26 protein-coding genes and 2 pseudogenes are annotated in these 25339 nt (G+C 70.3%); 14 read left to right on the top strand and 14 right to left on the bottom strand.

Annotation, left to right across the window (positions count from 1 at the left end; all coding sequences use genetic code 11):
• Window positions 1–260 precede the first annotated feature (260 nt).
• From AB0436_RS28490 to AB0436_RS28480, 3 genes and pseudogenes are all read right to left on the bottom strand, one after another.
• Window positions 261–602, bottom strand: a complete 342-nt coding sequence (locus AB0436_RS28490) for an XRE family transcriptional regulator (protein ID WP_366470818.1) — start codon at window positions 600–602, stop codon at window positions 261–263.
• Between the two features lie 181 nt (window positions 603–783).
• Window positions 784–969 (bottom strand): annotated as a pseudogene (locus AB0436_RS28485) (addiction module toxin RelE); the annotation flags it as partial.
• Between the two features lie 171 nt (window positions 970–1140).
• Entirely contained in the window at window positions 1141–1902 is a 762-nt protein-coding gene (locus AB0436_RS28480; protein WP_365858483.1) for a phosphoglyceromutase, read from the bottom strand.
• 164 nt (window positions 1903–2066) lie between these two features.
• Here AB0436_RS28480 and AB0436_RS28475 point away from each other — a divergent pair, with 164 nt between their 5' ends.
• Entirely contained in the window at window positions 2067–3347 is a 1281-nt protein-coding gene (locus AB0436_RS28475) for an MFS transporter (protein ID WP_366470852.1), read from the top strand.
• Between the two features lie 46 nt (window positions 3348–3393).
• On the opposite strand, the gene AB0436_RS28470 is transcribed toward AB0436_RS28475, so the two are convergent.
• Together AB0436_RS28470 and mshA are read right to left on the bottom strand one after the other, a co-directional pair.
• Entirely contained in the window at window positions 3394–3912 is a 519-nt protein-coding gene (locus AB0436_RS28470) for a YbjN domain-containing protein (RefSeq protein ID WP_366470817.1), read from the bottom strand.
• A complete protein-coding gene (gene mshA, locus AB0436_RS28465; RefSeq protein WP_366470816.1) occupies window positions 3905–5254 on the bottom strand; it encodes a D-inositol-3-phosphate glycosyltransferase in 1350 nt (449 codons plus the stop codon). The genes AB0436_RS28470 and mshA overlap by 8 nt, the downstream gene beginning before the upstream one ends.
• 144 nt (window positions 5255–5398) lie before the next feature.
• Between mshA and AB0436_RS28460 the strand changes: the two genes are divergently transcribed.
• The 3 genes from AB0436_RS28460 to AB0436_RS28450 all read left to right on the top strand — a co-directional run bounded on the left by AB0436_RS28460 (window position 5399) and on the right by AB0436_RS28450 (window position 8957).
• The gene (locus AB0436_RS28460) at window positions 5399–6214 is read left to right on the top strand and encodes a class I SAM-dependent methyltransferase (RefSeq protein ID WP_366470815.1); all 816 of its coding nucleotides are present in this window, start codon (window positions 5399–5401) and stop codon (window positions 6212–6214) included.
• A 182-nt stretch (window positions 6215–6396) separates the two neighbouring features.
• Entirely contained in the window at window positions 6397–7449 is a 1053-nt protein-coding gene (locus tag AB0436_RS28455; protein WP_366470814.1) for an NlpC/P60 family protein, read from the top strand.
• A gap of 287 nt (window positions 7450–7736) precedes the next feature.
• Window positions 7737–8957, top strand: a complete 1221-nt coding sequence (locus AB0436_RS28450; RefSeq protein WP_366470813.1) for a fused response regulator/phosphatase — start codon at window positions 7737–7739, stop codon at window positions 8955–8957.
• 160 nt (window positions 8958–9117) lie between these two features.
• Here the strand turns inward: AB0436_RS28450 and AB0436_RS28445 are convergent, their stop codons facing one another.
• The 3 genes from AB0436_RS28445 to AB0436_RS28435 all read right to left on the bottom strand — a co-directional run bounded on the left by AB0436_RS28445 (window position 9118) and on the right by AB0436_RS28435 (window position 10827).
• Entirely contained in the window at window positions 9118–9462 is a 345-nt protein-coding gene (locus AB0436_RS28445; RefSeq protein WP_366470851.1) for a DUF2516 family protein, read from the bottom strand.
• Window positions 9463–9580: 118 nt separating this feature from the next.
• Window positions 9581–10333 (bottom strand): hypothetical protein, encoded by a 753-nt coding sequence (locus AB0436_RS28440; RefSeq protein ID WP_366470812.1) that lies wholly within the window; start codon window positions 10331–10333, stop codon window positions 9581–9583.
• A gap of 17 nt (window positions 10334–10350) precedes the next feature.
• Window positions 10351–10827 carry a helix-turn-helix transcriptional regulator gene (locus AB0436_RS28435; protein WP_366470811.1) on the bottom strand — a complete coding sequence of 159 codons (477 nt, stop codon included), beginning with the start codon at window positions 10825–10827 and terminating at the stop codon, window positions 10351–10353.
• Between the two features lie 316 nt (window positions 10828–11143).
• Between AB0436_RS28435 and AB0436_RS28430 the strand changes: the two genes are divergently transcribed.
• Both AB0436_RS28430 and AB0436_RS28425 read left to right on the top strand, forming a co-directional pair.
• Window positions 11144–12043 carry a phosphotransferase gene (locus AB0436_RS28430; RefSeq protein ID WP_366470810.1) on the top strand — a complete coding sequence of 300 codons (900 nt, stop codon included), beginning with the start codon at window positions 11144–11146 and terminating at the stop codon, window positions 12041–12043.
• Between the two features lie 443 nt (window positions 12044–12486).
• On the top strand, window positions 12487–13566 hold the full coding sequence (locus tag AB0436_RS28425) for a MerR family transcriptional regulator (RefSeq protein WP_366470809.1): 1080 nt from the start codon (window positions 12487–12489) through the stop codon (window positions 13564–13566).
• Window positions 13567–13781: 215 nt separating this feature from the next.
• Here the strand turns inward: AB0436_RS28425 and AB0436_RS28420 are convergent, their stop codons facing one another.
• The gene (locus AB0436_RS28420) at window positions 13782–14900 is read right to left on the bottom strand and encodes an NAD(P)/FAD-dependent oxidoreductase (protein WP_366470808.1); all 1119 of its coding nucleotides are present in this window, start codon (window positions 14898–14900) and stop codon (window positions 13782–13784) included.
• 53 nt (window positions 14901–14953) lie between these two features.
• Between AB0436_RS28420 and AB0436_RS28415 the strand changes: the two genes are divergently transcribed.
• The 6 genes and pseudogenes from AB0436_RS28415 to AB0436_RS28390 form a co-directional block, all read left to right on the top strand.
• Window positions 14954–15646 (top strand): TetR/AcrR family transcriptional regulator C-terminal domain-containing protein, encoded by a 693-nt coding sequence (locus AB0436_RS28415; protein ID WP_366470807.1) that lies wholly within the window; start codon window positions 14954–14956, stop codon window positions 15644–15646.
• Window positions 15647–15811: 165 nt separating this feature from the next.
• Window positions 15812–16594, top strand: coding sequence for a class I SAM-dependent methyltransferase (locus tag AB0436_RS28410; protein WP_366470806.1), 783 nt, complete (start codon window positions 15812–15814; stop codon window positions 16592–16594).
• Window positions 16595–16718: 124 nt separating this feature from the next.
• On the top strand, window positions 16719–17276 hold the full coding sequence (locus AB0436_RS28405) for an ATP-binding protein (RefSeq protein WP_366470805.1): 558 nt from the start codon (window positions 16719–16721) through the stop codon (window positions 17274–17276).
• Window positions 17277–17279: 3 nt separating this feature from the next.
• A complete protein-coding gene (locus tag AB0436_RS28400; RefSeq protein WP_366470804.1) occupies window positions 17280–17840 on the top strand; it encodes a helix-turn-helix domain-containing protein in 561 nt (186 codons plus the stop codon).
• A complete protein-coding gene (locus AB0436_RS28395) occupies window positions 17837–18763 on the top strand; it encodes a ketopantoate reductase family protein (RefSeq protein WP_366470803.1) in 927 nt (308 codons plus the stop codon). Before AB0436_RS28400 ends, AB0436_RS28395 begins: the two co-directional genes overlap by 4 nt.
• A 31-nt stretch (window positions 18764–18794) precedes the next feature.
• A pseudogene (locus AB0436_RS28390) lies at window positions 18795–19021 on the top strand (DUF6596 domain-containing protein); the annotation flags it as partial.
• Between the two features lie 2 nt (window positions 19022–19023).
• Here the strand turns inward: AB0436_RS28390 and AB0436_RS28385 are convergent.
• Window positions 19024–19830: a hypothetical protein gene (locus AB0436_RS28385; protein WP_366470854.1), complete on the bottom strand. Its 807-nt coding sequence runs from the start codon at window positions 19828–19830 to the stop codon at window positions 19024–19026.
• A gap of 305 nt (window positions 19831–20135) precedes the next feature.
• Here AB0436_RS28385 and AB0436_RS28380 point away from each other — a divergent pair, with 305 nt between their 5' ends.
• Window positions 20136–21110, top strand: a complete 975-nt coding sequence (locus AB0436_RS28380) for a zinc-binding dehydrogenase (RefSeq protein ID WP_366470802.1) — start codon at window positions 20136–20138, stop codon at window positions 21108–21110.
• Between the two features lie 35 nt (window positions 21111–21145).
• On the opposite strand, the gene AB0436_RS28375 is transcribed toward AB0436_RS28380, so the two are convergent.
• The 4 genes from AB0436_RS28375 to AB0436_RS28360 all read right to left on the bottom strand — a co-directional run bounded on the left by AB0436_RS28375 (window position 21146) and on the right by AB0436_RS28360 (window position 24867).
• Window positions 21146–21832: an HAD-IA family hydrolase gene (locus tag AB0436_RS28375; protein ID WP_366470801.1), complete on the bottom strand. Its 687-nt coding sequence runs from the start codon at window positions 21830–21832 to the stop codon at window positions 21146–21148.
• A gap of 126 nt (window positions 21833–21958) precedes the next feature.
• Window positions 21959–23134 carry a phosphotransferase gene (locus AB0436_RS28370; RefSeq protein WP_366470800.1) on the bottom strand — a complete coding sequence of 392 codons (1176 nt, stop codon included), beginning with the start codon at window positions 23132–23134 and terminating at the stop codon, window positions 21959–21961.
• A gap of 124 nt (window positions 23135–23258) precedes the next feature.
• Entirely contained in the window at window positions 23259–24020 is a 762-nt protein-coding gene (locus AB0436_RS28365; protein ID WP_366470799.1) for an HAD family hydrolase, read from the bottom strand.
• A complete protein-coding gene (locus AB0436_RS28360; protein ID WP_366470798.1) occupies window positions 24001–24867 on the bottom strand; it encodes a winged helix-turn-helix domain-containing protein in 867 nt (288 codons plus the stop codon). The genes AB0436_RS28365 and AB0436_RS28360 overlap by 20 nt, the downstream gene beginning before the upstream one ends.
• Before the next feature lie 260 nt (window positions 24868–25127).
• Between AB0436_RS28360 and AB0436_RS28355 the strand changes: the two genes are divergently transcribed.
• Window positions 25128–25316, top strand: a complete 189-nt coding sequence (locus tag AB0436_RS28355; protein ID WP_366470797.1) for a hypothetical protein — start codon at window positions 25128–25130, stop codon at window positions 25314–25316.
• Window positions 25317–25339: the final 23 nt, after the last annotated feature.

The raw sequence follows: 25339 nt of genomic DNA, 5'->3' as shown, positions 1-25339 counted from the left end.
CTTGACCGCCTCGATGGCCGCCGCTGCCGCGTCCGGGTTCGGCAAGCGTCTGGGCCTTGATGTCGGCGGAGACTCGGTGTCCCAGCCAAGAGCCGGCACATCGGGGCCTGAAGCCCCAGCTCATGCTCTACTGTTCCCCGGGAGTCCCCCGACGCTTGCCCTCCGATCGTGCACGCGGAGGGGCACGGCGGGCTACTCGTAGATCCGAGGGCAGCCAACCGGACCCGCGGTGCGCGCGGGTGCCCGGTTCGGACTCTGCTTCAGCCCAGAACCAGGGATTCGTCGCCGAAGTCAGCCACCAGCTTGAGCTGTCCGCCCAGTGCCGCAACGTATGCGGCTAGCGTCTCGACTTCAGACCGATTGATGGCGCCCTTCTCTATGGCCGAGATGCGTCCCTGAGTAATACCAAGAGCCTTGGCCACTGCCGTCTGTGTCATCTGCTGGCGCTTGCGTACGTCGGCCAGTCGATGCGCACGCACCTCCGAGAGCAGTGCGGTGGTGCGTTGCTGGACTTCCTTGGCTTCTTCGGTCGAGAAGCCGAACTCGTCCTTGAGGTCCTCCCAGTTGGCGGAGTTGACTGTCTCCGGCTTGGTGGCGCTCATGACTCCTCGTTCCTGGTCTTCCGTATACGCCCTGTAGGCGTCTTCCGCTTCCTTGATCGCTGCCTTGTACCACCCGGACCAGTTCCTCGCCTTGTCGCCGCCCACGAGGATCACCGCGTTGCGCCCGGGGATCGAACACGAACAGAACTCTCACCTCGCTGGCTCCGGACGAGCCCGTCCGTAGTTCCTTCAGATTCGAGATATTCGATCCAGTGATGCGGTCGACCAAAGGGCGGCCGAGAGCTGGGCCCTCCTGCTGCAGGACGTTGATAGCAGCAGTGACCTGGAGGAGGGTGTCCCTGTCATTGTCGCGCAAGCTGTGTAACCAGCTCTTTGCCGGCTCGACAACGATGATCTTGAACGGCATTCACGCTCCCCCCCGCCTGCGTATTACACGTGCATAATATCACGCTAGGGCAATACGCAGTGCAGGCTATGACGCTGCCGTGGTCGGGCCCGAGGGCCCGCAGAGGGCCCAGGTCGCGAAAACGCCCCCGATCCGCGCCGTACGCGCAGGTCGGGGGCATGATCACGCAACTTACTTCTTCTTGCCCTGGTTCTTGACCGCCTCGATGGCCGCCGCTGCCGCGTCCGGGTCGAGGTAGGTGCCGCCCGGGTTGACCGGGCGGAAGTCGGCGTCCAGGTCGTACTGGAGGGGGATGCCGGTCGGGATGTTCAGGCCGGCGATGTCGGCGTCCGAGATGCCGTCGAGGTGCTTGACCAGGGCGCGCAGCGAGTTGCCGTGGGCGGCGACCAGGACGGTGCGGCCGGTGAGCAGGTCGGGGATGATGCTGTCGTACCAGTACGGCATCATCCGGACGACGACGTCCTTGAGGCACTCGGTCTGCGGGCGCAGCTCCGGCGGGATCGTCGCGTAGCGCGGGTCGTCGCTCTGCGAGTACTGCGCGCCGTCCTCGAGGGCGGGCGGCGGAGTGTCGTAGGAGCGGCGCCACAGCATGAACTGCTCCTCGCCGAATTCGGCAAGCGTCTGGGCCTTGTCCTTGCCCTGGAGGGCGCCGTAGTGCCGCTCGTTCAGGCGCCAGGAGCGGTGCACCGGGATCCAGTGGCGGTCCGCGGCCTCGAGCGACAGCTGGGCGGTGCGGATGGCGCGCTTCTGGAGCGAGGTGTGGACGACGTCGGGGAGCAGGCCGGCGTCCTTGAGCAGCTCACCGCCACGGACCGCCTCCTTCTCGCCCTTCGCCGTCAGGTTGACGTCCACCCAACCGGTGAACTGGTTTGTTGCGTTCCATTCGCTCTCGCCGTGGCGGAGGAGGATCAGCTTGTACGGTGCGTCGGCCATACCCCTGAGCCTAATCCACGCCGTTTTACGACGTGAGCCAGCAGCGGACGGCCCGTGGATTGACAGCCGGCGTCAATTGAGTGGCGACGGCGGTGGTCGCTATGTAATCTCCCAGAGTCGTGAGCGACGCTTACACATCCGTGCCGCATCCCTGGGGGATTCCGTTGCCCGTCGCCCGTCTCCGGCGCGCCGCACAAGAGAGCGTTTCGGGGCTGCCCCGGGAGTTCTGGTGGCTCTGGACCAGCACCCTGATCAACCGGCTCGGCGCGTTCGTCGCCACCTTCATGGCGCTGTATCTGACCCTCGACCGCGGCTATTCGGCCTCCTACGCGGGTCTGGTGGCCTCGCTGTACGGCCTCGGCGGGGTGGTCTCGTCGCTGGTGGCCGGGGTGATGGCGGACCGGCTCGGGCGGCGGCCGACGCTGCTCGTCGCGCAGACGTCGACGGCGTTCTCGGTGGCGCTGCTCGGCTTCATGCGGGACCCGGTGTCGATCGCCGCGGTGGCCTTTCTGGTGGGCATGACGTCGAACGCCTCGCGCCCGGCGGTGCAGGCGATGATGGCCGACATCGTGCGGCCGGAGGACCGGGTCCGGGCCTTCTCCCTCAACTACTGGGCGATCAACCTGGGGTTCGCGGTCTCCTCGGCCGGGGCCGGATTCATCGCCCAGTACAGCTATCTCGCGGGCTTCCTCGGCGAGGCCTCGCTGACGCTGGCCTGCGCGGTCGTGGTGTTCCTGAAGCTGCCCGAGTCCCGCCCGGTCCGCACCGCGGTGGAAAACACGGGGGACGCCGCCGTCCGGCTGGGCACGGTGCTGCGCGACGGCCGGTTCATGAGCATCGTCGGGCTGTCCTTCGTGGTCGCGCTGATCTTCCAGCAGGCCTCCGTCGGGCTCCCGGTGGCCATGGGCGAGGACGGTTTCAGCAGCGCCGACTACGGCATGGCGGTCGCCGTCAACGGCGTACTGATCGTCGCCCTGCAGATCCCGGTCACCCGCTTCATCGAACACCGCGACCCGCGCCGGCTACTGATCATCTCCTCGGTGCTGGCGGGTTACGGATTCGGTCTGACCGCTTTCGCCGGGTCGATCGGGCTGTACGCGATGACGGTCTGCGTCTGGACCATCGCCGAGATCGTGAACGCACCGACCCAGACGGGCCTGGTGGTCCGCCTCTCCCCCGTACACGGCCGGGGCCGCTATCAGGGCATGTACACGATGTCCTGGTCGGCGGCCGCGCTGATCGCGCCGCTGATGTCCGGCCTGGTCATCGACCACCTCGGCGCGGAGTGGCTGTGGGGGACGTGCGCAGCGCTGGGCGCGATGGCCGGGCTGGGGTACTGGCTGCTGCTCCGGGGGCTGCCGGCGGAGGCGTCTGCCGTACTCGCTGCGGAGCCGCTGCCCGCGCCGCCGCCGCGTGCAGAACCGAGCGGAATGTCCGTACCGTAGGCCCACGCGCTGTGTCTCGCCCGCGCGGCCGCACGGGGCCGCCGGTTCAGCTCGCCGAGCCGCCGGTCAGGTGGGTGAACGCGTCCAGGTTCCGGGTCGACTCGCCCCGGTCCACCCGCCACGCGTACTCCCGCCGGATCGCGCTCGCGAAGCCCAGCTCGAGCAGGGCGTTGAAGGGGCCGTCCGCCGCTTCCAGTACCGATCCCAGCAGGCGGTCGATGTCGTCGGGAGTCACCACCGACAGCGGGAGTTTGCCCGCCAGGTAGATGTCACCGAGCGGATCGATCGCGTAACTCACCCCGTAGAGCCGGAGGTTGCGCTCCAGCAGCCACCGGTGCACCGCGTCGTCGTTCTCGTCGGGGTGCCGCATCACGAAGGCGTTGACGGACAGTGAGTGTCTGCCGAGGATCAGCGAACAGGTAGTGGAGAGCTTCCGGGTGCCGGGGAGCTTGACCACGTAGGACCCGGGTTCCGGGGACTCCCACTCCAGTTCGGCGTCGAGGAACGCCTGCTCGATGACCCGTCGTGCGTCGGTACCGTCGGTCGCATCGGTCGCGTCAGCCATGGTGCGAGCGTACGCGACGGCGGTGTTCGTGCATCGCGGCCGTGTAGACGTCGGCCGTCGCCGAGGCCGCGGTGTCCCAGCCGAAGGACTGGGCGTGCCGGGCGGCGGCGTCGCCCATCCGGGCGACCAGGTGCGGGGCCTCGATGAAGCGGCGCAGCGCCTGCGCGTACTGGGCGGGGTCGTGGCCGGGGATCAGGAAACCGGTGGTCCCTTCGCGTACGGCAACGGGCAGCCCACCCACCGCGGCGGCGACCACCGGCGTGCCGACCGCCTGGGCCTCTATGGCGACCAGGCCGAAGGACTCGTTGTACGAGGGCATGACCAGCACCGACGCGGCGCGGAACCAGTCCGCGAGCTGGTCCTGGCGGACCGGCGGGCAGAAGCGGACGACTTCGGAGATGCCCAGCCGGGCGGCCAGCTTGTGCAGGCCCTCCGGCTTGGCGAGGCCGCTGCCGGACGGTCCTCCTACGACGGGGACCACCATCCGGGAGCGCAGCGACGGGTCCTGGTCGAGCAGCACGGCTACCGCGCGCAGCAGGATGTCGGGGGCCTTCAGCGGCTGGATGCGGCCGGCGAAGAGCGGGACGAAGGCGTCCTGCGGGAGGCCGAGCCTGGCGCGGGCGGCGGCGCGGCCGTCGGCGGGGCGGAAGCGGTCGAGGTTCACCCCGGGGTGGACCACGGCGACCTTGCCGGCCTGGGCGTCGTAGTGGCGGACCAGCTCGTCCGCCTCCTCGGCGGTGTTGGCGATCAGCCGGTCAGCGGCCCGGACGATCTGTGTCTCGCCGATGACCCGCGCGGCGGGCTCGGGCGTGTCGCCTTCGGCGAGCGCCGCGTTCTTGACCTTGGCCATGGTGTGCATGGCGTGCACCAGCGGCGCGCCCCAGCGCTCGGCGGCCAGCCAGCCGACATGGCCGGAGAGCCAGTAATGGGAGTGCACCAGGTCGTAGTAGCCGGGCCGGTGGCCCGCCCAGGCCTGCATCACCCCGTGGGTGAAGGCACAGAGCTGAGCCGGCAGCTCCTCCTTGGCCAGGCCTTCGTACGGGCCCGCGTCCACATGGCGTACCAGCACGCCGGGCGACAGTTCCACGAGAGGCTCCAGGCCGCCGGTGGTGGCCCGGGTGAAGATCTCGACCTCGATGTTGATCGCGGCCAGCCGCTTGGCGAGCTCCACGATGTAGACGTTCATACCGCCCGCGTCGCCTGTGCCCGGCTGGTGCAGCGGCGAGGTGTGCACGCTCAGCATGGCGACCCTGCGCGGCTTGCGGTGCCCGGCGAACATCAGCCTGGGCGGCCGTGCGGGTGCGCCGATCCGTCCGCCGAGCCGGGACACGTACTGGCTCACGTGGGCGGTCCTCTCCTCGCGTGGCACGGGCATGCAGGGCACAGCGTCGAGTACCCCGGCACTGGAGGGGAACAGCGGGAGCCCCCTTCCGCATTTCCGCTTTACCGAACAATTACCTGGACGCGGCTCACCTATCCTCGACGCATGGCCCCGCCCCCCTCCCGCCCCGCCGGCACGCGCCCGGTCGGCGCCGTGACCCGAGGGACCACCAACCCCAACCGGCTGCGCCGCATGGACCGCTGGATCACCGCGGTGCACGGCTCGGCGCTGCGCCGCTCGCTCGATCCGCTCGCGGTGGATCTGGGGTACGGGGCCGCCCCCTGGACCGCCGTCGAGCTGCTGCGGCGGCTGCGTACGGCAGCATCCGCCGCCGAGGTCGTCGGCATCGAGATCGAGCCGGCCAGGGTGGCCGCGGCGAAGCCGTACGAACGGCCGGGGCTGACCTTCCGGCACGGGGGTTTCGAGGTCCCGCCGACCGACCGGCGGCCGGTGCTGATCCGGGCGGCCAATGTGCTGCGGCAGTACGACGAGGCGGAGGTGGCCGCTGTCTGGCACCGGCTGCGTGCCCGGTTGGCCCCGGGCGGCCTGCTGGTCGAGGGCACCTGCGACGAGATCGGACGGCGGCACGTCTGGGTCGCCCTCGATCCGGCGGGCCCGCGCACCGTCACCTTCGCCGCCCGCCTCGGCTCCCTGGGGCGCCCTTCCGATCTGGCGGAGCGGCTTCCCAAGGCGCTGATCCACCGCAACGTGCCGGGCGAGCCGGTCCATGCCTTTCTGCGGGACTTCGACCGGGCCTGGGCCGCGGCCGCTCCGTATGCCCCGCTGGGCGCCCGGCAGCGCTGGATCACGGCCGTCCGCAGCATCTCGGCGGACTGGCCGCTGACGGACGACGTCCGCCGGTGGCGGCAGGGCGAAGTCACCGTCGACTGGGCGGCGCTGGCGCCACGGCCGGGAACCTGAGACGGCTGCGGTTCGTCGGAGGAGTCGGAGGGGCAGCCGGGGCGGGCCGGGACTGAGCGGGGGCTGCCGGGAGTTGTCGGAGGGCTCCGCCGGAGGGCTCTGTCGCATTCGCGGCGTATGTGGCAGCATCGCGCCGGGGACAGTACGTTACTGACGGTTAATCAGCTTTGCAGGGGGAGCCCGTGAACCGACGCCGCCGTGTTGCCGCTGCGATCACCCTGGTCTGCGCGATGACCGTGCTGGCAGCGCCGACCCTTGCGTACGCCGACCCTCAGCCACCCCCTGCCGCCGGAGCGCCGAAGAAGAGCCTCGAAGAGGTACGCAAGGAGGTCGACGCCCTCTATCGCAAGGCGGGCGCCGCCACCGACGCGTACAACCTCGCCAAGGAGCAGGCCGCCAAGCAGTCCACGCTGCTCGTCGAACTGGGCCAGGACATCGTCAAGGGCCAGACGAAGATCGATCTCCTGAAGCAGCAGCTGGGCAGCGAGGCCCGCGCCCAGTACCGGGACGCCGGACTGCCGCCCGAGGCCCAGCTGCTGCTCAGCGGCGACCCGGCGAAATTCCTGGACGGCGCGGACCGGCTGCGCGCCGGGCAGCACGCCCAGCAGACGCTGCTGGCCCAACTCGACAAGAGCCAGCAGGAGCTGACGGCGTACACCCGGGACGCGAGCGCCCAGTGGCGGCGGCTGGAGGCCAACCGCACCCAGCAGGCGAAGGCCAAGAAGGACGTCGAGAAGAAGCTCGCGGCGGCCAAGAAGCTGGAATCGGGCCTGGCCAAGAAGGAGCGCGAGCGGCTGGCCGAGCTGGAGCGGGAGCACGAGGCCGAGGCGCAGACCAGCTGGCTGAGCTCCGGCATCCTCAAGGAGATCAACAACAAGGCCAGCGCCCAGGGCAAGAAGGCCGTCGCCTTCGCGACCGAGCAGATCGGCAAGCCCTACGTCTGGGGCGCCGAGGGCCCGAAGTCGTACGACTGCTCCGGGCTGACCTCGCAGGCCTGGGCGGCGGCCGGGCACCCCATCCCGCGCACCTCGCAGGAGCAGTGGAAGCAGCTGCCGCACGTGGCGGTGAAGGACATGCGCCCCGGTGATCTGATCATCTACTTCTCGGACGCCACCCACGTCGGTATGTACCTCGGCGACGGGGCCATGGTGAACGCGCCGCGGCCCGGCCGGAACGTCAGCATCGGCGGCGCGGGATCCATGCCGATTCTGGGCGTGGTGCGACCCGACGCGTAGTTGCGTACGTCACGGACGCGTAGTTGCGTACGTCACGGACGCGTAGTTGCGTACGTCACGGACGCGTAGTTGCGTACGTCACGGACGTGCGGGGCCGGTGCAGTGACGTTCGTCATGGCCGCGGCCACCGCCAAACCGCCGCATGCCTGGCGGGAGACGGCATATGCCCCGCGCCGTTTCCCGCACGCCATTCCGTTGGGGCCCCGCGACCGGCTATGGTCCCCGTCTGGTGGGGCGCCGACTGGCGTCGCACCGTGCCCTCGGGGGGAGGGAAGGAAACCGAAGCGATGGAGAGCGGTCAGGCCGTTCTGCCCCAACAGACCAGAGGATCGGACTCGACCGGCAGCACCGACCTCACGCTGCTGGTGATCGAGAACGACCCGGCGGGCACTTTCACGGTCCCGGAGATGCTCGACGCTGCCGGAAAGCGGGTGCGTGTCCGCACCGCCCGCAACCTCACCGAGGCCGAGCGGCTGCTGACCGACGACGTCCACTGCATCCTGCTCGACCTCGCACTGCAGGGTGCCGACGACGACGATGGCCTTTCCGTGCTGCGGCATGTCCTCAGGCTCGCGCCCAACCACGCCGTACTGGCGCTGGCCCCTTCCGTTCACGAGGAACGGGCCGCCGAGGCGGTCCGGGTCGGCGCGCAGGACTACCTGCTCCGCGACGAACTGGACGGCAGGCTGCTGAACCGCGCCATCCGGTACGCCGTGGAACGCAAACGCGCCGACACCGCGCAGTTCAAACTGGCCGAGTCCCGGCTGCGCGCGCAGGAGAACGCCCGGCTGGAACGCGGCCTGCTGCCGACGCCGTTGCTCGACGGCTCGGATTTGCGCTTCGCCGCCCGGTACCGCCCCGGCCGCTCCCGCGCCCTGCTCGGCGGCGACTTCTACGACGTCGTGCGTACCCCGGACGGCACCGTGCACGCGATGATCGGCGACGTCTGCGGCCACGGCCCCGACGAGGCCGCGCTCGGTGTCGAACTGCGCATCGCCTGGCGCGCGTTGACGCTCGCCGGGCTCTGCGGCGACCAGTTGCTCTCCACGCTTCAGGAGGTCCTGGAGCACGAGCGGGAGAGCGAAGAGCTGTTCGCCACCCTCTGCACGGTCGACATCTCCCCGGACGGACGGCGGGCCGGGCTCTGCCTGGCCGGCCATCCCGCCCCGCTGGTCTCCCGCGACGACGGAACCGCCCAGCTGCTCCCGTACGAGGACGGCGGACCCGCGCTCGGCCTGCTGCCCCGCGCCCGCTGGCCGCGCCGCCAGGTCGAACTCGGCGGCACCTGGAACCTGTTGATGTACACGGACGGGCTGATCGAGGGCCGGATCGGCCAGGGCACTCAGCGCCTGGGCCAGGACGGCATGGTGGCCATGATCGACCGGCAGCTGACGGCGGGACTGCGCGGCGAGAGCCTGCTGGAGGCGGCGGTCGCCGAGGTACGTGAGCTCAACGGCGGCGAACTGACGGACGACGTGGCGGTCCTGCTGCTGGAACGCAGGCGCTGACGGGCCGGGACCGCCCCGGTGAACGCCGCCGGTTGGAACGCCCACCGGTTGAAATGCCGGGCGGTTGAACGCCGGCCGGGTTTAACGCCCGTGGGTTTCAACGGCCGCCGGTTTAACCGCCGGTGGGCTTAACGCCCGTCGGCTTCAACGCCGCTGGGTTTCAACGCCCACCGTTATAGGGCCCATACGGCCCGTCGCTGCTGGAGCCGCCGCCCCTGCGGCCGCCACCCCCGCCGGCGATCTGCCGGACCGCGGGCCGGACGTCGACCATGTACACGATGGTCGCGATGAGCCCGATCACCGGCAGGAACGACAAGATGGAGAACAGCCAGTTCACGACGAACGCGATGGCCAGGATGATCAGCCAGAACGGCTTGGTCTGCTTGCTGGCCGCGCGATAGGCGTCCTCCCGGCGGATCGCCGCGTCCACCAGCGCGAAGCCGCTGAAAAGGATCAGCGCCAAGCTCAACAGCGACATCAATCCCGCGAAACCCTGCATCAGCACTGCGCCCACCACCACCTGCTCGACCCGGCCGTCAACAGGGCCACGCTACCCGGAGAACGGGCCGCACACCGAGAAGGTGTCCGGCCCGTGACGTACCACTTCTCCCTCGCCGTACGGCTTACTTCCCGGCCGGCGGCGTCGCCTTCTTCGCCGTCGCCGATGTCGTCGAAGTCGTCGAAGTCGTCGTCGTGGGCTTACGCGGGGCGACCGGCTTGCGGGGGGCCGCCGAGGGCTTGCTGTCGGCCTTGACCACCTTCGGTGCGGCCTTGCTCCCGCTCTTCGGCTCCGACTTGGGCCCGGTCTTCGGCGTAGCCGCCGTCCCGGACGTCCCGGCCTTGACCTCGGCCTTCGGCGCGGGCTTGGCGACCGACGTGGGCTTGGCGACCGACGTGGGCTTCGGGACGGGCTTACGCACCGGCTCGGGCTCGACGGCCACCGCGAAGTCGACGATCTCTTCGGACGCCTCGCCGCGCCAGTGCTTCACGGTCTGCTCGCCGCGCTCGGCGACCTTCTCGTACGCCTCCCGCGCCTTGACCGCGTACTCCGCGGCGATACCGACGCCCCGCAGCGCCAGGTCCTGGGCCGTCTCGCCGAACTTCTTCAGATCGCTGTCGAAGGAGTCGAACGCCTCGGTGACCTTCGCCGTCACGGTGGCCTGCGCCTCCTTGGCCTGCAGGGTCACCTTGTCCGAAACCGACTTCGGGTCGGTGTTGCGCACCGCGTCGATGCGGGCCGGCGCCTCGGCCTGGAGCTTCTCGATCAGCGCGGGCACTTTCCTGGCCTGCTGCACGGCAAGGTCCGCCGTACCCGCGGCGAAGTAGAGCGGAGTCGGGTCGGTGAGGGTCTTGCGCAGGTCGTCGGTAATGGCCATGACTGGTGTCCTCCGGATCAGTTCTGCTCGTGCTTTTCTGCTTGCTCTACCGCTTGCTCTGCTTGCTTTGCCGCTTGCTCTGCTTCGGGCTGCGGTTCGTTCTCCGGTACCTGGGCGGCGTCCGTCGCGGTGCGGGGCGTGTCCGTCGCGAGCCCGTTCTCCTTGCGGAAGGACTCGTAGATCTGGAGCAGCACCTGCTTCTGCCGCTCGGTTATGGAGGGGTCGGCCAGAATGACGGCCCGCGTCTCCAGCTCGTCCCGTTCCCGCTCGTCAAGGATCCCGGCCTGGACGTACAGCGTCTCCGCGGAGATCCGCAGTGCTTTGGCCAGCTGCTGCAGAATGTCCGCGCTCGGCTTGCGCAGCCCGCGCTCGATCTGACTGAGGTACGGATTCGACACCCCCGCGGCATCGGCCAGCTGCCGCAGCGACAGCTGCGCCGTGCGCCGCTGCTCGCGTAGGTACTCGCCGAGATTGCCGACGTTGAGTGATGCCATGCGTCGATGCTGCACCCATACCGCTAACTTCTGCAAGCACAACGCTAGCAAAAGTGTGCCACGCCACCCGTTCGCCGCTTCGACTCGCAACGATAACTGTCACTTCGCATGGATTTCTGTCACCAGTCGTCCGTAGCCGCCGAGCCGCACAGTGTGACTGAGCACTCCAGTCGGCGGATGAGCACGCTAGTTGGCGGACGGGATGCGCCCTTCGGCGCTTCCCTGCAGGTTTGAGGAAGCTTGGGGGCTCCAGCCGGGGATCTGGATCCCCGAAGAGCAAGATTGGCTCCGTCTGCCTCAAGTACTGTGATTCCGCGTGATCGAACACGAGATTGAGATCAGCGAAGATCTGGTCCGCGACCTTCTGCGGGAACAGCATCCGGACCTGGCCGAGCTGCCCATCCGTGAGGTGGCGGGCGGCTGGGGCAACCAGATGTGGCGCCTCGGGAACGGGTTGGCCGTCCGGATGCAGCGGATGGACAAGCGCCCCGATCTGCAGCTCAAGGAGCGCCGCTGGCTGCCGGTGTTGGCCTCGCGTCTGCCGCTTCCGATCCCGACTCCGGTGCGGAGCGGTGCACCGTCCGAGCGCTTCCCCAAGATCTGGACCGTCATGACATGGGTTGAAGGCACGCCGCTGGACCACGGCTCGATCACCCGCGGCGAACACGCGGCCGACATGCTGGCGGCCTTCCTCAAAGCGCTGCATGCGGAGGCGTCCATCGACGCGCCGGACGCCTCGGACTTCGGCGCTCACCCCAAGGACTGCGCGACCGGCTTCGAGGACTTCCTGCAGGCCGTGGACCTCGGGCGCTTCACCGAGGACGAAATCCGGGCCGTGTGGGACGACGCGGTTGCGGCTCCCGAGTGGGAGGGCCCGCGGGTGTGGGTGCACGGTGACCTGCACCCCGCGAACGTCGTCGTCGCGGACGGCACACTGGCAGGTGTCGTCGACTTCGGCGCACTCTTCGCCGGCGACCCGGCCTGGGATCTTGCGGCCGCCTGGCTGCTGCTCCCCGCAGGCGGCGCCCCTCGGTTCTTCAACTGCTACGCACAGGCGGATGAGGCGGCGATCCGACGAGCGCGCGGGCTGGCAGCGATGAAGAGCCTGTTCTTGATGCTGATGGGCCAGAACGGGGACCTCGGCCTGCCCGGCGGCAAGTCGAACTGGGGGCCCGCAGGCCGGTCAGCACTTGATCGTGTTCTGCAGGGCCTTTGACGTCGGCATGGATCGACCAGGCTTTCCCGGCAGCCGTGCACTCGCTGACGGGGTCGGAGCGCTCCCCGGTCGTAACGCTGGACAGGCCACGGCCTCACTTCGCTCCGCCAGCTCTCGTGCACGTCCGTCAGCTGAAGCGCCGCTTCCCGTTGCAGACGCCCCTGCGGGGCACCAGCCACACGTGGCTCAGCACCACCATCGAGGCCACAGCCAGGCAGATCGAAGGCCTCCTGAACCCTCCAAGAGGCGCAACCGCCTCCACGGCCCGGTGAGGCATCGATGCCCACCGACGGATCGGCGTCCTTGACTGATCACTCAGCCGCCGAGCGAGTGGGAGACCATCTGACCGAGCCGGAGCAGGACTCCGGTTGACCTTCACCTTGGGGGAGGCCACAGCATCGGTGAGGCCGGGCGACGTGCTCGGCATGAGGAGGAGAGCGGGCATGGGGTTGCTGACCATCGGGACGTTCGCGAAGGCATCCCGGCTGTCACCGAAGGCGCTGCGTCTCTACGACGAGCTCGGTCTGCTGACTCCCGCTCGCGTCGACCCGGTGACCGGCTACCGTCTCTACGCCCCGGAACAGCTGGAGCAAGCCCGGCTGGTCGCCTGGCTCCGGCGCCTGGGGATGCCCCTGGCCCGCATCCAGCACGTCTGCACGCTGGAGGCAGGCCCGGCAGCCCGGGAGGTCCGCGCGTTCTGGGCCCAGGTCGAGGCCGACACCGCCGCGCGGCGAGACCTCGCTTCCTTCCTCATCGGCCATCTGTCCTGGAAGGACCCCGCTATGTCTCCGACCGCCAAGCCCCTGGGAATCCGTTACGCCGCTCTTTCCGACACGGGCCTTGTCCGTGAGAGCAACCAGGACACCGCCTATGCAGGGTCCCGCCTGCTCGCAGTCGCCGACGGCTTCGGCAGCGGAGGAGCCCCCGCAAGCGCCGCCGCCGTCGACGCGCTCAAGCGCCTCGAAACCGACAGCATCCCGGCAGGCGATCTCCTCAACCTCCTCGAGGACGCCATCGAACAGGCCAAACAGGCCGTCAACGGCGTCGCCGGACCCGCCTCATCGCCCGAAGAGGCCGGCACCACACTCACCGCCATGCTCTGGACCGGCTCACAGCTGGCCGTCGTCCACATCGGCGACTCCCGCGTCTACCTCCTGCGCGACGGAGAGCTGTTCCAGATCACCCACGATCACACCATGGTGCAGTCGATGGTCGACGAAGGACGTCTCACCCCGGAGGAAGCCGCCTCCCACCCCCAGCGGTCCCTGTTGCTACGAGCCCTGGGCCAAGGAGCCGATGGCACCCCCGACATGCGTCTGCACGACGCCCAGCGGGAAGACCGCTACCTGCTCTGCTCCGACGGCCTGTCGACCGTCGTGCCGACCCCAGAGATCCACCGGGTGCTCTCCGAGATCAGTGAGCCCGAGCAGGCGGTCCGCGAATTCATCGCACTCGCCAATGGCTCCGGCGGCCCCGACAACGTCAGCTGCGTGGTCGCCGACGTCATGGAGCTCCAGCAGTAGGAGCGAGCGGCATCATGCTGCCTACGGTTGAGCGGGACACCGACCGCCACCCTGTCCCACTCAACCGTAGACACCGCAGGTCAGAGGCTGCCCCTGCCCACAGATATCTGACCGAGCCGGAGCTGCGGTCGGCCCTGCTGGAGTGGTGCTTCACCCCCGACAGCCACGGAGCCCTCAGCCGGTATCTCGCGTTCCGGACCGCTCACGCTTGGCAGTCAGGATTGCTGGACTTGGTCGAAGAGGGCGAGGGCTTCGGCGGGGTCCGGGCTGACAAGGCGTTCCAGACCGGCCGTCGTGATCTTCGCCCACCTGCCGGCCCGCGCCCACATCTGTTCCTCGAAGGCGCGGACGGCCTCGTCCAGATCTCCGGGGCCGGTTGCGATGGATTCAGCGAGTTCGGCGCCTTCCAGCATCGCGAGGTTCGCGCCCGCCCCCAAGGGGGGCATCAGATGGGCGGCGTCGCCCAATAGCGTCACCCCGACGGTGTGGGTCCAGGTGTGGGACACGGGCAGGACGTAGAGGGGGCGGTGGACGAAAGCGGCGCCGTGGCGGAGGAGGTCGAGGACGGGACCGGCCCAGCCGTCGAACAGAGCCAGCAGGCTCGATCGCACGGCCTCGACGTCGGCCAGGTCGAGGCTCGCCGGCCAGTCCAGCGGCGCGCGGAACTGGGCGTACACCTTGACGTGGCCGCCGCAGTTGCGCTGGGCGACGAGAGCCCGGTTCACGCCGTAGACGGCCACGGAGCCGTCGCCAACCATCCGGGCGAGGTCGGGGTGGCGCGTGTCGATGTCGTCCAGGGAAGTCTCGACAAAGGTGACGCCGGTGTAGTGCGGCGTCGCCGACGATACTGCCGGGCGGATCCGCGACCAGGCGCCGTCCGCGCCGACCACGAGGTCGAACGTCTCCTGTCGCCCGTCCGCGAAATGGACCAGTACGCCGTCCCGGGCCCCCGGCACCACCTGCGTCACGCCCCGCCCCCACTGGACGTCGAGAGGGCCGAGCAGCAGGTCACGGAGTTGTCCACGGTCGATCTCGGGATTGGCCCGGTCCTCCGGACGGGGACGCCAGTCCCGCAGGACGGTCCCGTCCGCGTCCAGGATGCGCATGGCCTGTCCCTCGGGACGGGACAGCGCCTGGAACTCCGCCAGCAGCCCCGCTTTGTCCAGCGCGAGCTGGCCCAGCCCTTCGTGCAGGTCCAGCATGCCGCCCGGAGGGCGGGCGTCGGGGGCGGGATCGCGTTCGAAGAGGGCTACGGGGTAGCCATGGCGGTGCAGGACACGGGCGAAGGTAAGCCCAGCAGGACCGCTCCCGACCACTGCGATGCGTTGTCTCATACCGATACAGCGTATCGTCTCAGGACGATGAATCGCACGAGTACGGTGTGACCATGACTGTGTGGGACCGGCCGGATCCGCCGACTCGCCCCGTGCCACTCGACCGGGAGCGGATCGTCGCCGCCGCCATCGCGCTGGCCGACGCGGGCGGACTGGAGGCGGTGTCGTTGCGCAAGGTCGCCGCCCGGCTGAACGCCGGACCGATGCGGCTGTACGGATACATCTCCACCAAGCAGGAGCTGTTCGACCTCATGGTGGATGAGGTGCAGGCCGAGATTCTCCCCGAGGAGCAGCCCGGTGACTGGCGGGAGGCGCTGCGCATCCTCGCCCACCGCACCAGGCAGGCCGCTCTCCGTCACGAATGGCTGGCCGACCTGCTCGGCGGCCGCCCGGCCCTGGGCCCGAACGGCCTTGCCGTGACCGAGGCCAAGCTGGCCGCCCTCGACGGTCTCGCCGACGTCGACACCGTCATGCGCGCCGTGGAGACTGTCAGCGCCTACTTCACCGGCGCGATCAGGCGCGAGATCGCGAACCTGCGGGCCGAGCGCGCTACGGGCATGTCCAAGCGCGACTGGCAGCGCGCCTCCGGCCCGCACGTGACGAAAATGCTGGCCACCGGCCGCTTCCCTGCGCTGGCCAAGGCCGTGTACGACGGCACGGAAGTGGACGCCGAGGCATCCTTCGCGACCGGCCTGGACTGGGTCCTCGACGCCGTGGCCGCCAGACTCACCCGGCCGCCGACGTGACGCCCGACTCAAGAGAAGCGGCCCAGCGTGCCGACCGCCGCGGACTGCCCGCTCCGGCCGCGGCCGGGTGGGCGGAACGGACCCGTCCGCACCCGGTGACGCCGGTGTCGTCCGAGGCGTAGCCACCCCTGTACCCCTGTCCTTCCGCTCCAAGGAGACCCGCCGGTGACCAGCATCTTCCGTCCTGACTTCGGGCCTACCGCGCAGGACTACGGCCGCCACCGCGCCGGATTCCCACCGCAGATCGTCACTCACCTGTACCGGCACGGCATCGCCTTCCCCGGCAAGGACGTGCTCGACCTCGGGACCGGCACCGGCACCCTGGCCCGGCTGTTCGCGCGTGCAGGGGCGCGTGTGACCGGCCTGGACCCAGCGGCGCCGCTGCTCGAGCAGGCCCGGATGCTCGACAGGGAAGCCGGAGTGGAGACCGACTACCGGGTGGGCACGGCGGAGTCGACGGGACTGCCCGACGCGTCGTACGACGTAGCGGCGGCCGGCCAGTGCTGGCACTGGTTCGACGCACCGAAGGCCGCGGCCGAGATGCGGCGGCTGTTGCGCCCCGGCGGCCGGGCGGTCATCGCCCACTTCGACTGGCTGCCACTGCCGGGCAACGTGGTCGAGGCGACCGAGGAGCTGATCCTCTCCTTCAGCCCGGCCTGGACCATGGGCGGCGGCACCGGCCTGTACCCGCGCTGGCTGACCGACCTGGCCACCGCGGGCTTCACCGGCATCGAGACCTTCTCCTTCGACCTGGCCGTGCCGTACCCGCCCGAGGCGTGGCGGGGCCGGATCCGCGCCAGTGCTGGAGTCGGAGCCAGTCTGCCGCCGGACGAGGTGGAACGCTTCGACGACGCCCTCGGCCGGGTGCTGCGCGACCGCTTCCCCGGCGAGGTGATCCAAGTGCCGCACCGCACCTGGGCCGTTGTGGCCACCAGGAGCGACGACTGACACGCTCACCAGGCGTCCGTCATGACAGCCCGGGTGAATTCGGCCCCGTTGCACAACGCCGAAGCCGTATCGGATTTCTGCTGCGTCCGTTCCCGCCGCCCGCACGGCGCTAGCGTGCGGCCCCATGATCGTATGGCTCAACGGCACTCACGGAGCAGGCAAGACGACGACCAGTGCACTCGTGCAGCAGCTGATCCCGGGTTCACGGGTGTTCGACGCCGAGAAGGTCGGCGAGACGCTCATGGACATCACGCCGGGGCTGCCCGGGACGGACAACTTCCAGCACTGGCCGCCGTGGCGGCAGCTCGTCGTCGAGACCGCTCACCGCGTACTCGACTACACCGGCGGCACTCTGGTGATGCCCATGACCGTCCTGGTCGAGCGGTACTGGCGCGAGATCAGCACGGGCCTCGCTCACCATGCCATTCCCGTACGGCACTTCGTCCTCCACGCCGACCAGAAGACCCTCCGCGGACGCATCGCCGGGGACACCGTTCTGGGCCCCGACTCCCCGTTCCGTCTCAGATACCTCGAGCCCTACGCCGAGGCGGCCCGCACGTGGCTGCACGCCGAGGCCGAGGTCGTCGACACCACGCACCTCACCCCGGCCCAGGCCGCCCTGCAGATCGCGGATGCCGTCCAGGATTTGGTTCACTCACCGAACCATTTGGGGTTAGGGTGAGGCATGACCCTCCCGCGCGACTACACCGGACAGGCGTGTTCGCTTGCCCGCTCACTGGAGATCGTCGGCGAGCGCTGGACGCTGCTGATCCTGCGTGACGCGTTCTTCGGAGTCCGGCGGTTCGGGGACTTCGCGGCGCACCTGCGGATCCCACGCGCCGTCCTCACCGATCGGCTCGCCGCGCTCACCGAGGCCGGTGTACTGGACCGGGTGCCGGGGCCCGGGCGGCGTGCGGAGTACGCGCTGGCGGAGAAGGGCGTGTCGCTCTGGCCCGTCGTGCATGCGCTCACCGCCTGGGGCGATCAGCATTACGCGGCGGCCGGGGTGCGCCGGATCTTCCGTCACGGGGCCGACGGCGCGCCGGTCGGTGCCGACGGCCGTTGCACCGGCTGCGGCGGCACTGTCGAGGTCGGGGACATCGTGGTCGCCCCCGGCCCCGGGCTGCCGCCGGCCGCCGAGGGCGACGATCCGGTGGCCCTCGCGCTGCTGCGTCCACACCGCCTGCTGCAGCCGTTGCGGGTCCGGCGGGAATCTGGAACCACCACGAAAGGTGCACACTCATGAGGATTCTCGTCGTCGGCGCCGGAGCCACCGGAGGCTACTTCGGCGCCCTGCCGGCCCGGGCAGGGCTGGACGTCACCTTTCTGGTGCGCCCGCGCCGTGCGGCCGCGCTGCGGGAGCGCGGGCTGCGCATCACCGGGCTCGGTACGAACATCACGATCGCCCCGAAGCTGGTCACCGCCGATGAACTCGCCGGCCCCTACGACCTGGTGCTGTTCTCGGTGAAGTCCACCGCGCTGCGGCAGGCCATCGACGATGTCGCCCCGGCGATAGGCCCGGAGACCGCGATCGTGCCCTTCCTCAACGGCCTGGCTCACATCGACGCGCTCAACGCCCGCTTCGGCACCCGGCCGGTGCTCGGCGGTGTCGCCATGATCGTCACCGCGCTGAACGACGAGGGGGACATCGTCCGGCTGGCCCCGATGGCGAATCTGACGCTCGGTGAACAGGACGGCGGCCCCTCCGCCCGGGTGGACGCGATCCACGCCCTGCTGGACGGGGCGGGCGTGGAGGTGCACACGTCGAAGGACATCGTCGCCGAGATGTGGCACAAGTGGGCCTTCATCACGACCGTCGGCGCACTGACCTGTCTGATGCGCGGCACGGTCGGCGATGTCACCGCCGTGCCCGGTGGCGCCGCGCTCGGTCCGGCGATCCTCGCCGAGACCGCCGCGGTGTCTGCTGCGGCCGGCTACCCGGTGCCGGCCGAGAAGATCGCCTTCACCGAGGAACTGGTGACCAGGTCCGGCAGCCCGTTCGCCTCCTCCATGTACCGGGATGTCGTCGACGGCCGCCCGACCGAGGTCGAGCACCTCTTCGGCGACCTGCTGGACCGCGCGCGGGCCCTCTCCGTCGAGACCCCGTTGCTGGATCTGGCCACCCTGCACCTGCGCGTGCACCAGCACCGCACACAGGCGGCGAAGTGACCGCGCGCCCGACCGGGTGCACCACGTGAACGTGCCCGATGAGCCGGGGGTCCTGGGCCCCTGCTGTCGCTGATGCTGCTCACCGAATCCCGCAGGCCCGCTCGCACCGGGGCGGACGGCGGACTGATCCTGCTGGCCGACCAGGACCGTGGGCTCTGGGACCGCGCACTCATCGACGAGGGCCAGTCCCTCGTACGGCAGTGCCTTCGCCGCAACCAGCCGGGCCCCTACCAGATCCAGGCCGCGATCAGCGCCGTCACTCAGAGCGCCAGGCGGTACTGCCACCACCGATGGCTGACCCGGAGCCCGGCGGCCCTGAGCGCCGCGCCGAGTACCTCGTCCGACGACTCGCGGACCTGGAAGGACAGGACCGAGGGGTGCACCCGGCGCACCTGGCGGATGAACTCGGCCACCAGAGCGCCCAGTTCGAGAGCGTCGACGCCATGGTGGCCGACCCTCTCGACGTACATCTCCTCACCCGCCACCATCGCGGCGATACGGGCCGCGCCGTCCCCGTCCGTCAGCAGCTCCAGCCCCTGCCACCCCGGCCCCGCGACCGGCCGACGGGTGCGTACCGGCGGCAGGGCCACCCGCGGCTCCCAGCGCTCCAGCGCGGAACTGCCCCACTTCCGGCCGATCTCCTGGTGCACGGAGGCCTCCAGTTCGGCCGCCACCCGGGCATCCAGCTCCGACTCGGTGTCGTCCCACTGCAGCACGCGGAATCCGGCGGCGCGTGCCTCGTCCGCCGCGCGGCGGAAGAGCCGGGTCAGAGCGGCCTCCTCGTCGCCGGTCCCGTCGGGCTCGGCGACATGACCGGCGACGATCCGCTCCCGCTCCGGCGACGTCAGCAGTCGCCGGGCGATCGCCACGTCCGGCTCGGGGCCGGGGCAGTACACCGTCACCCAGCCCAGCAGCGCGCCGTCGGCCCGGGCGACCGCGGTCCCCAGCAGCCCGGGAGGCGGTGCGCCGACGGCGTCCGGCCCGGTCACCGGTAGCCCGGAGTACAGCTCGTCCGTCAACCGGTTCCCGGCCGAAGGATCCCGGTCGAACTCGACCACGATGTCCATGTCGTCCCTACCTCGCGCGCCAACGGGCCACCGGTTCCGGCTCCTCCGGCAAGCATCGTGGACGGTGCACCGCGTCCCCGGCATGCCCGCCCGGGTGCCTTCTCCGTGCCCCCACCCTCGCGCACCGCCCCACCGGCTTCCGGCACCGGGGTCTGCCGTGGCGGTCGGCCTGACCTGCGGGCGGGCCGGCATGACTGTTGCGCGTGCGCAACCGGGGTTGACCTCAAGTGCGCTTGACGTTCGAGACTCGGACCACAACCGGACGAGAACCGGCCGGCGACCGGCCGACAAGGGGTGTGAACGGTATGCGGGTGATCCAGGCGACGGAGTTCGGCGGGCCCGAGGCGCTGCGGACGGCGGAAGCTCCCGACCCGGTGGCGGAGCTCGGCGAGGTGGTGGTCGCGGTGTCCGCCGTGGACACCCTCTTCGTGGAGACCCAGATCCGCTCGGGCGCGTTCAGCGACAGCTTCCCGGTCCGTCCGCCGTATGTGCCCGGCGGGGGCATCGCGGGCACGGTCCTCACCACCGGCGACGGGGTGGATCCCGGATGGGCGGGCCGCCGGGTGGCGGCCTCGATCGGCTTCACGGGCGGGTACGCGGAACGCGCGACGGCCCCGGTGACCCGCCTCGTCCCGGTGCCCGAGGGGCTCGGGCTGCGCGAGGCCGCCGCTCTGGTGCACGACGGGACCACCGCGCAGGCCCTGCTGGAGAACACGGCCCTGGCGGCGGGCGAGAGCGTACTGATCCTCGGTGCTTCCGGCGGTATGGGGACGGTGCTGATCCAGCTGGCCGGTGCGATCGGCGCCCGGGTGGTCGCGGTGGCTCGCGGTGAACGGAAGACGGCCCTGGTACGGAAGCTGGGCGCCGACGAGGTGGTGGACGCGGCCGGACCGGACTGGCCGGAGCAGGCCCGCAAGGTGCTCGGCCCTGCGGGCGCCGATGTGGTGCTGGACGGCGTGGGCGGAACGTTCGGCCTGACCGCGTTCGCGCTGCTGGCCGACGGCGGCCGCTTCTCCGCGCACGGCGCACCGGCCGGCGGTTTCGCACCGGTGGACCGGGACGAGGCCGCGCGCAGAGGGATCACCCTACTGGGCATCAGCGACGTACAGCTGGCGGACGCTGACTACGTCCGTCATGCGGCCGCCGCCTTCGCGGAGGCGGCGGCGGGGCGGCTGCACCCGGTGATCGGGGCGGCCTATCCGCTGGAGCGGGCGGCCGAGGCGCACGCCGCGATCGAGGGGCGGGACCTGGTGGGGAAGGTGCTGCTGCTCGGCGGGTGAACAGCGGTGCGGTGAGGGAAAAACCGGCGGTCGGGCTAGCGGTTCCAGAGGACGTCAAGCACCGGCTCGAAGGTGTTCAGCACCAGGTCGGCGCCGGCCGCGGCGAGTTCGTCGACCCGCCGGTCGTGGGTGGCGTAACCGAGAAACGGCACACCGGCCGCCTCCGCCGCCCTGAGATCCGACACCGAATCTCCGATCATCAGCGCGGTACCGGGGTCGGTATCGATGTCCTGCAACGCCTGAAGCAGCAGCTGCGGGTGCGGTTTGAGCAGGCCGACGTCGGCCGTGCGGCCGTAAATGTGCGGGCCGAAACACTCGGTCAGCCCTCGCCGCGCCAGGTACTTCGCGACCGTGCGGGCCGAGGCGTCCGCGGTGACCGCGAGCCGGCATCCGGTCGCGCGCCAGGTCTGGATCAGCCGGTCCGCGTACATCGTGGGCCACGCGCCGGGCGCCGCCCGCAGCTCCTGCTGGGTCAGCCACTCCTCAAGGTCCGCCAGGAGCTCGCTCCCCGGGCGGAGTTCGCCGACCGCCCGCAGCACGTCCAGCGGGTCGGTGAGCTCCAGGCTGATTCCGCGTTCCCGCACCAGCTGCCGCATGTCGGCCGCCACGCTCAACGGGGTCTGCCCCGCGTGGTGGGCGAACACCCGGCAGACCGGGCCGTCGAAGTCGAAGAGCACGCATCGGGTGGAGGCGATCCGGGCTCTGAGGTTTTCACGGATCACGGGTGCCGCCTGTTCGCTTCGTACCGACTCGTTCATATGGTCAGAAGTGCATCGAACCACTTCCGGGGCCCCGTACATAGGCCACGTAAGCGGAAAAGCGCCCGTCGGCCGCCCAGTTCCGGCCGGTCACGCGGCACGGCGCCCCGCCCCCGGTCCGACGGCCGTGTCCTCGGACCGGGTGGCCCGTAGCCAGCGGCCGCAGGCCAGCGCTATCCGCTCGGAGCTCGGCACCCGGCGCAACCCCAGCGGGCCGCGCGCCGCACCGAGCACGGCGCGGATCCGGACCGCCGTCGAGCCCAGCGCCGCCGGTCCCGGCCGGCCGTGGCGCAGCGCTGTCGTCAGCCGGATCACATCGATGTGCGCCGAGAGCAACCGCTCGAAGTCCAGATAGGTCCGCAGGGCACCGCGGTGTCCCGTCAACGCCTTCGGACGGCTCACGGCCAGCGCGGCACGCCAGGCCCGCACCGCGGCCTGCCGTTGCCCGCGCCTCCCGTACCGCATGCGCGCCAGGTGCGCGGCGAGCTCGTAGACCGGATCGCCGAAGAGCGCCAGCTCCCAGTCGATCAGGGAGAGGCTGCCGTCCTCACCGACGATGAGATTTCCGGCATGCGCGTCGGTGTGCAGTAACGCGAAGGGGCGGCGGCCCAGCCCGTCCGCCCGTGTCCGCAGCCTTTCGAGGGCGTCGTCGCCGACGCCCAGCGCGGCGAAGAGCTCCCGGTGGGCCGCGCCGCACCGCCCTCTGACCTCGGACTCGGTGAAGTCGATGAGGGTACGCAGGAAGCCCGCACAGTCCCCGTCGTCCGGCCAGCCCACCGGGAGCGGCGGGAGCAGGCCGGGTGGCACGGCGGCCGTCTGCCGGAAGAGCCGCTCGATGGACTTCGCGTACGGACGCCCGGCAGGCCGGTCCGGGCCGGCCAGACCGGCGAGCGGTCGGCCGGGAGCGAAGGAGTACACCGTGAAACCGGGCCGGTCGGCGAGCACCCGCGGGCTTCCGTCCACCAGCCCGGCAATCGCGCCGAGCAATTCCCCTTCCGGCCAGATCCGCAGATTGAACTGCAGCGCGTCGGGGATCGGGGCGCGCACCTTCACCGGCGTGCCGGCGGCGAGCGAGACCGACTCGGCGAGGGCGGACGGCAGTCCGACGCAGTAGTTGCGGTGGTAGTAACCGCTGAGCGGCTGTCCCTCGCCGGCCGCCCGGTACAGCGATTCCCAGCTGTCGACCGTACGGTCCGAGGCGGCATGGCCCGAGGCGGTACGGCCCGGGGCGCCGGGTTCGTGGGCGCTGCGGGCTACATCGGGCATGCGGCTCCTGCGCTCTCGTGACCGGAGGACTCAGCGGCGGGCCGTCCCCGGCCCACCACTCACCTTCATACCCAAGAGTATCGAAGACCTCAAACCCCGCGAGGGTAAAGGCAGTTGCACGCCCCTACCGGCCGACCGCCGCTGTCATCACCGCCAGATCCGAGACCAGGTGAGTGGCTCCCGCCGCCCGCAGCCGCGCCCGTTTCGCCGGCGTCGCGTGATAGCCGACGAAGGGCACCCCGGCCGTCCGCGCGGCGACGGCGTCGGCGGGTGAGTCGCCGATCATCAGAGCCTCCGCCGCCGCGGCGCCGGTCTCCGCCAGCAGCCGCTCCAGGCAGTACGGATGCGGCTTCATCAACCGGGGGTCGTCGTGCCGGCCCACGACCGCCCGGAAGTACGAACCGATTCCGTGCAGTTCGAGGTAGGCGCGGGCGGCCGCCTCGCTGTTGTTGGTCGCGATCACCAGCTGTTTGCCCGCCGCCAGCAGCTGCTCCATCAGCTCGAACGCGCCGGGCGTCGGCTCGGCGGTGGACGCGGCGTCGGTCTCCAGTTCCTCGAGACGTTTCCGCAGGGCGGAGACCAGACCGTCCGGGTCACTGGGGAAGGCGTCGTAGGCGAGGCGCAGCACGGCGAGCGGATCCTCAAGCCCGTCGAGCTGCCGCCACCGCGGCAGCCGCCCGACGGCCATCGCCCGCAGATCGGCGGCGATCCCGGGCGCGCCCAGCCCGGCGAAGAGTCCGCAGACGGGGCCGTCGAAGTCCCAGAGCACCAGTGCGGCGTCCGAGAGCAGCGCGCGCAGTTCGGAGGGGGGAGCGAGAGTGGGATCGGGATGGAGGGAGGGGTCGGGATCGGGGGAGAGCAGCACGTCAGTCGCCGAAATCCGCATCTTGGGACAACTGGTCCCAGTAGGAGTCGAAGAATTTCTGCGCCGCTTCCACCTTCAGTGCCTGTTCCGGCTTGGTGTACGGGAAAAGCGTCGCGCCCATGCCGAGGGAGTCGAGGATGGTGACCTCCACTCCGTCGATGGGCTCGGGTGTCCACTGCTCCAGGGTGTAATAGCCCTCCAGCAGCTGGTCCTTGTTCAGCAGGTACAACTTGAGCGGCGGGGTGAAGGGCACGGTCCGGATCTGCACCGACACCTCGGGGACCAGCCCCTGGTGGCGGAGCTTGAGCAGCGAGTGCCGCAACGACTTCGCGTGGTTGATCACCATGTCGCGGTGGCGCTTGCGCGGCCGGTCGTCCTCGGGATCGTCGACACCGCGGGGAAAAGCCAGCCGTATGCCGGTGATGTCGGGAAGCATCAACCGCAGCGCGATGCTGCGCGGCTGGATCTCGCCGTCATTGATCCGGGCGACCTGGGCGCCCAGATGCTGGGCCATCGTCTCGGAGGTCAGCGAGAGCACATCCATCGTGACCTCTTGAGCCTGGAAGGCTTCCTTCAGCCGGGGTTGCAGGGTCACCTGGGCCGGCTGCGCGACGGCCGGCGCTGCCGGTCCGGCGGCGGTCACCGTGGCGGGCCGGCCGCGGCTCGACGAGATCAGCCCTTCGTCCCTGAGCACGTCCAGTGCCCGGCCCACCGTCTCGCGGGAGACCGCGTACTTGGCCTGCAACTCACGCTGCGAGGGCAGTTGCCGCCCCGGCCGGTAGACGCCGTCAGCGATCTCCGTCCGCAGGTCGTCCGCGATGACCTGGAACTTCCTGCTGTCTTCACTGCCTGAGTCACGTGAGGCCACCCCCCTACCGTACAACTACCGCGCACCTTGGCGGAATTGACATGCAAGAACGAGCAGGGGCGTTTTCCCGTTCGACAAACCAGGCCAGTTACCAGACAAGTTTACGAGCATGTCGCGGGCGGGAACATGTAAGGCAAGTCAACTGGCCTCACTTGTATGGCACTTGACTGCAAGCACTGCAAGCACCTCACCACGGGGCATACAGCCGTACAACGGCGTGCAGGCACTGGTGCTCCCCACCATCCCGGAGGAGGGAAACCATGCCCACCACAGCTCTCCTGCTCGCCGCACTCAGCTTCATCCTGGAACAGACCGTCCAGTCCGCGTTCGGCGTCACCGGTCTGGTCGGACTCGCGATGTTCACCATCGGGGTGAAGTCCGCCAATGTTCCCTGCAGCTGCCTGGGGGCATTCATGCTGATGCTCCAGATCCGGGCCGTACTGGGCTGACCGCCCTCCCGCCGGCCCGCGCC

It is taken from the genome of Streptomyces sp. NPDC051322, from assembly GCF_040689485.1.
GTDB lineage: Bacteria > Actinomycetota > Actinomycetes > Streptomycetales > Streptomycetaceae > Streptomyces.
Note: the sequence above shows the minus strand (reverse complement) of the source record. Positions and strands in the feature narration are given on the sequence as shown.

What these genes read in the sequence shown, in the direction of transcription:
- AB0436_RS28490 (WP_366470818.1), bottom strand. Translation starts at nt 602, where the DNA reads ATGAGCGCCACCAAGCCGGAGACAGTCAACTCCGCCAACTGGGAGGAC.
- AB0436_RS28480 (WP_365858483.1), bottom strand. Translation starts at nt 1,902, where the DNA reads ATGGCCGACGCACCGTACAAGCTGATCCTCCTCCGCCACGGCGAGAGC.
- AB0436_RS28470 (WP_366470817.1), bottom strand. Translation starts at nt 3,912, where the DNA reads ATGGCTGACGCGACCGATGCGACCGACGGTACCGACGCACGACGGGTC.
- AB0436_RS28460 (WP_366470815.1), top strand. Translation starts at nt 5,399, where the DNA reads ATGGCCCCGCCCCCCTCCCGCCCCGCCGGCACGCGCCCGGTCGGCGCC.
- AB0436_RS28450 (WP_366470813.1), top strand. Translation starts at nt 7,737, where the DNA reads ATGGAGAGCGGTCAGGCCGTTCTGCCCCAACAGACCAGAGGATCGGAC.
- AB0436_RS28440 (WP_366470812.1), bottom strand. Translation starts at nt 10,333, where the DNA reads ATGGCCATTACCGACGACCTGCGCAAGACCCTCACCGACCCGACTCCG.
- AB0436_RS28435 (WP_366470811.1), bottom strand. Translation starts at nt 10,827, where the DNA reads ATGGCATCACTCAACGTCGGCAATCTCGGCGAGTACCTACGCGAGCAG.
- AB0436_RS28425 (WP_366470809.1), top strand. Translation starts at nt 12,487, where the DNA reads ATGGGGTTGCTGACCATCGGGACGTTCGCGAAGGCATCCCGGCTGTCA.
- AB0436_RS28420 (WP_366470808.1), bottom strand. Translation starts at nt 14,900, where the DNA reads ATGAGACAACGCATCGCAGTGGTCGGGAGCGGTCCTGCTGGGCTTACC.
- AB0436_RS28415 (WP_366470807.1), top strand. Translation starts at nt 14,954, where the DNA reads ATGACTGTGTGGGACCGGCCGGATCCGCCGACTCGCCCCGTGCCACTC.
- AB0436_RS28405 (WP_366470805.1), top strand. Translation starts at nt 16,719, where the DNA reads ATGATCGTATGGCTCAACGGCACTCACGGAGCAGGCAAGACGACGACC.
- AB0436_RS28400 (WP_366470804.1), top strand. Translation starts at nt 17,280, where the DNA reads ATGACCCTCCCGCGCGACTACACCGGACAGGCGTGTTCGCTTGCCCGC.
- AB0436_RS28395 (WP_366470803.1), top strand. Translation starts at nt 17,837, where the DNA reads ATGAGGATTCTCGTCGTCGGCGCCGGAGCCACCGGAGGCTACTTCGGC.
- AB0436_RS28385 (WP_366470854.1), bottom strand. Translation starts at nt 19,830, where the DNA reads ATGGACATCGTGGTCGAGTTCGACCGGGATCCTTCGGCCGGGAACCGG.
- AB0436_RS28380 (WP_366470802.1), top strand. Translation starts at nt 20,136, where the DNA reads ATGCGGGTGATCCAGGCGACGGAGTTCGGCGGGCCCGAGGCGCTGCGG.
- AB0436_RS28370 (WP_366470800.1), bottom strand. Translation starts at nt 23,134, where the DNA reads ATGCCCGATGTAGCCCGCAGCGCCCACGAACCCGGCGCCCCGGGCCGT.
- AB0436_RS28365 (WP_366470799.1), bottom strand. Translation starts at nt 24,020, where the DNA reads ATGCGGATTTCGGCGACTGACGTGCTGCTCTCCCCCGATCCCGACCCC.
- AB0436_RS28355 (WP_366470797.1), top strand. Translation starts at nt 25,128, where the DNA reads ATGCCCACCACAGCTCTCCTGCTCGCCGCACTCAGCTTCATCCTGGAA.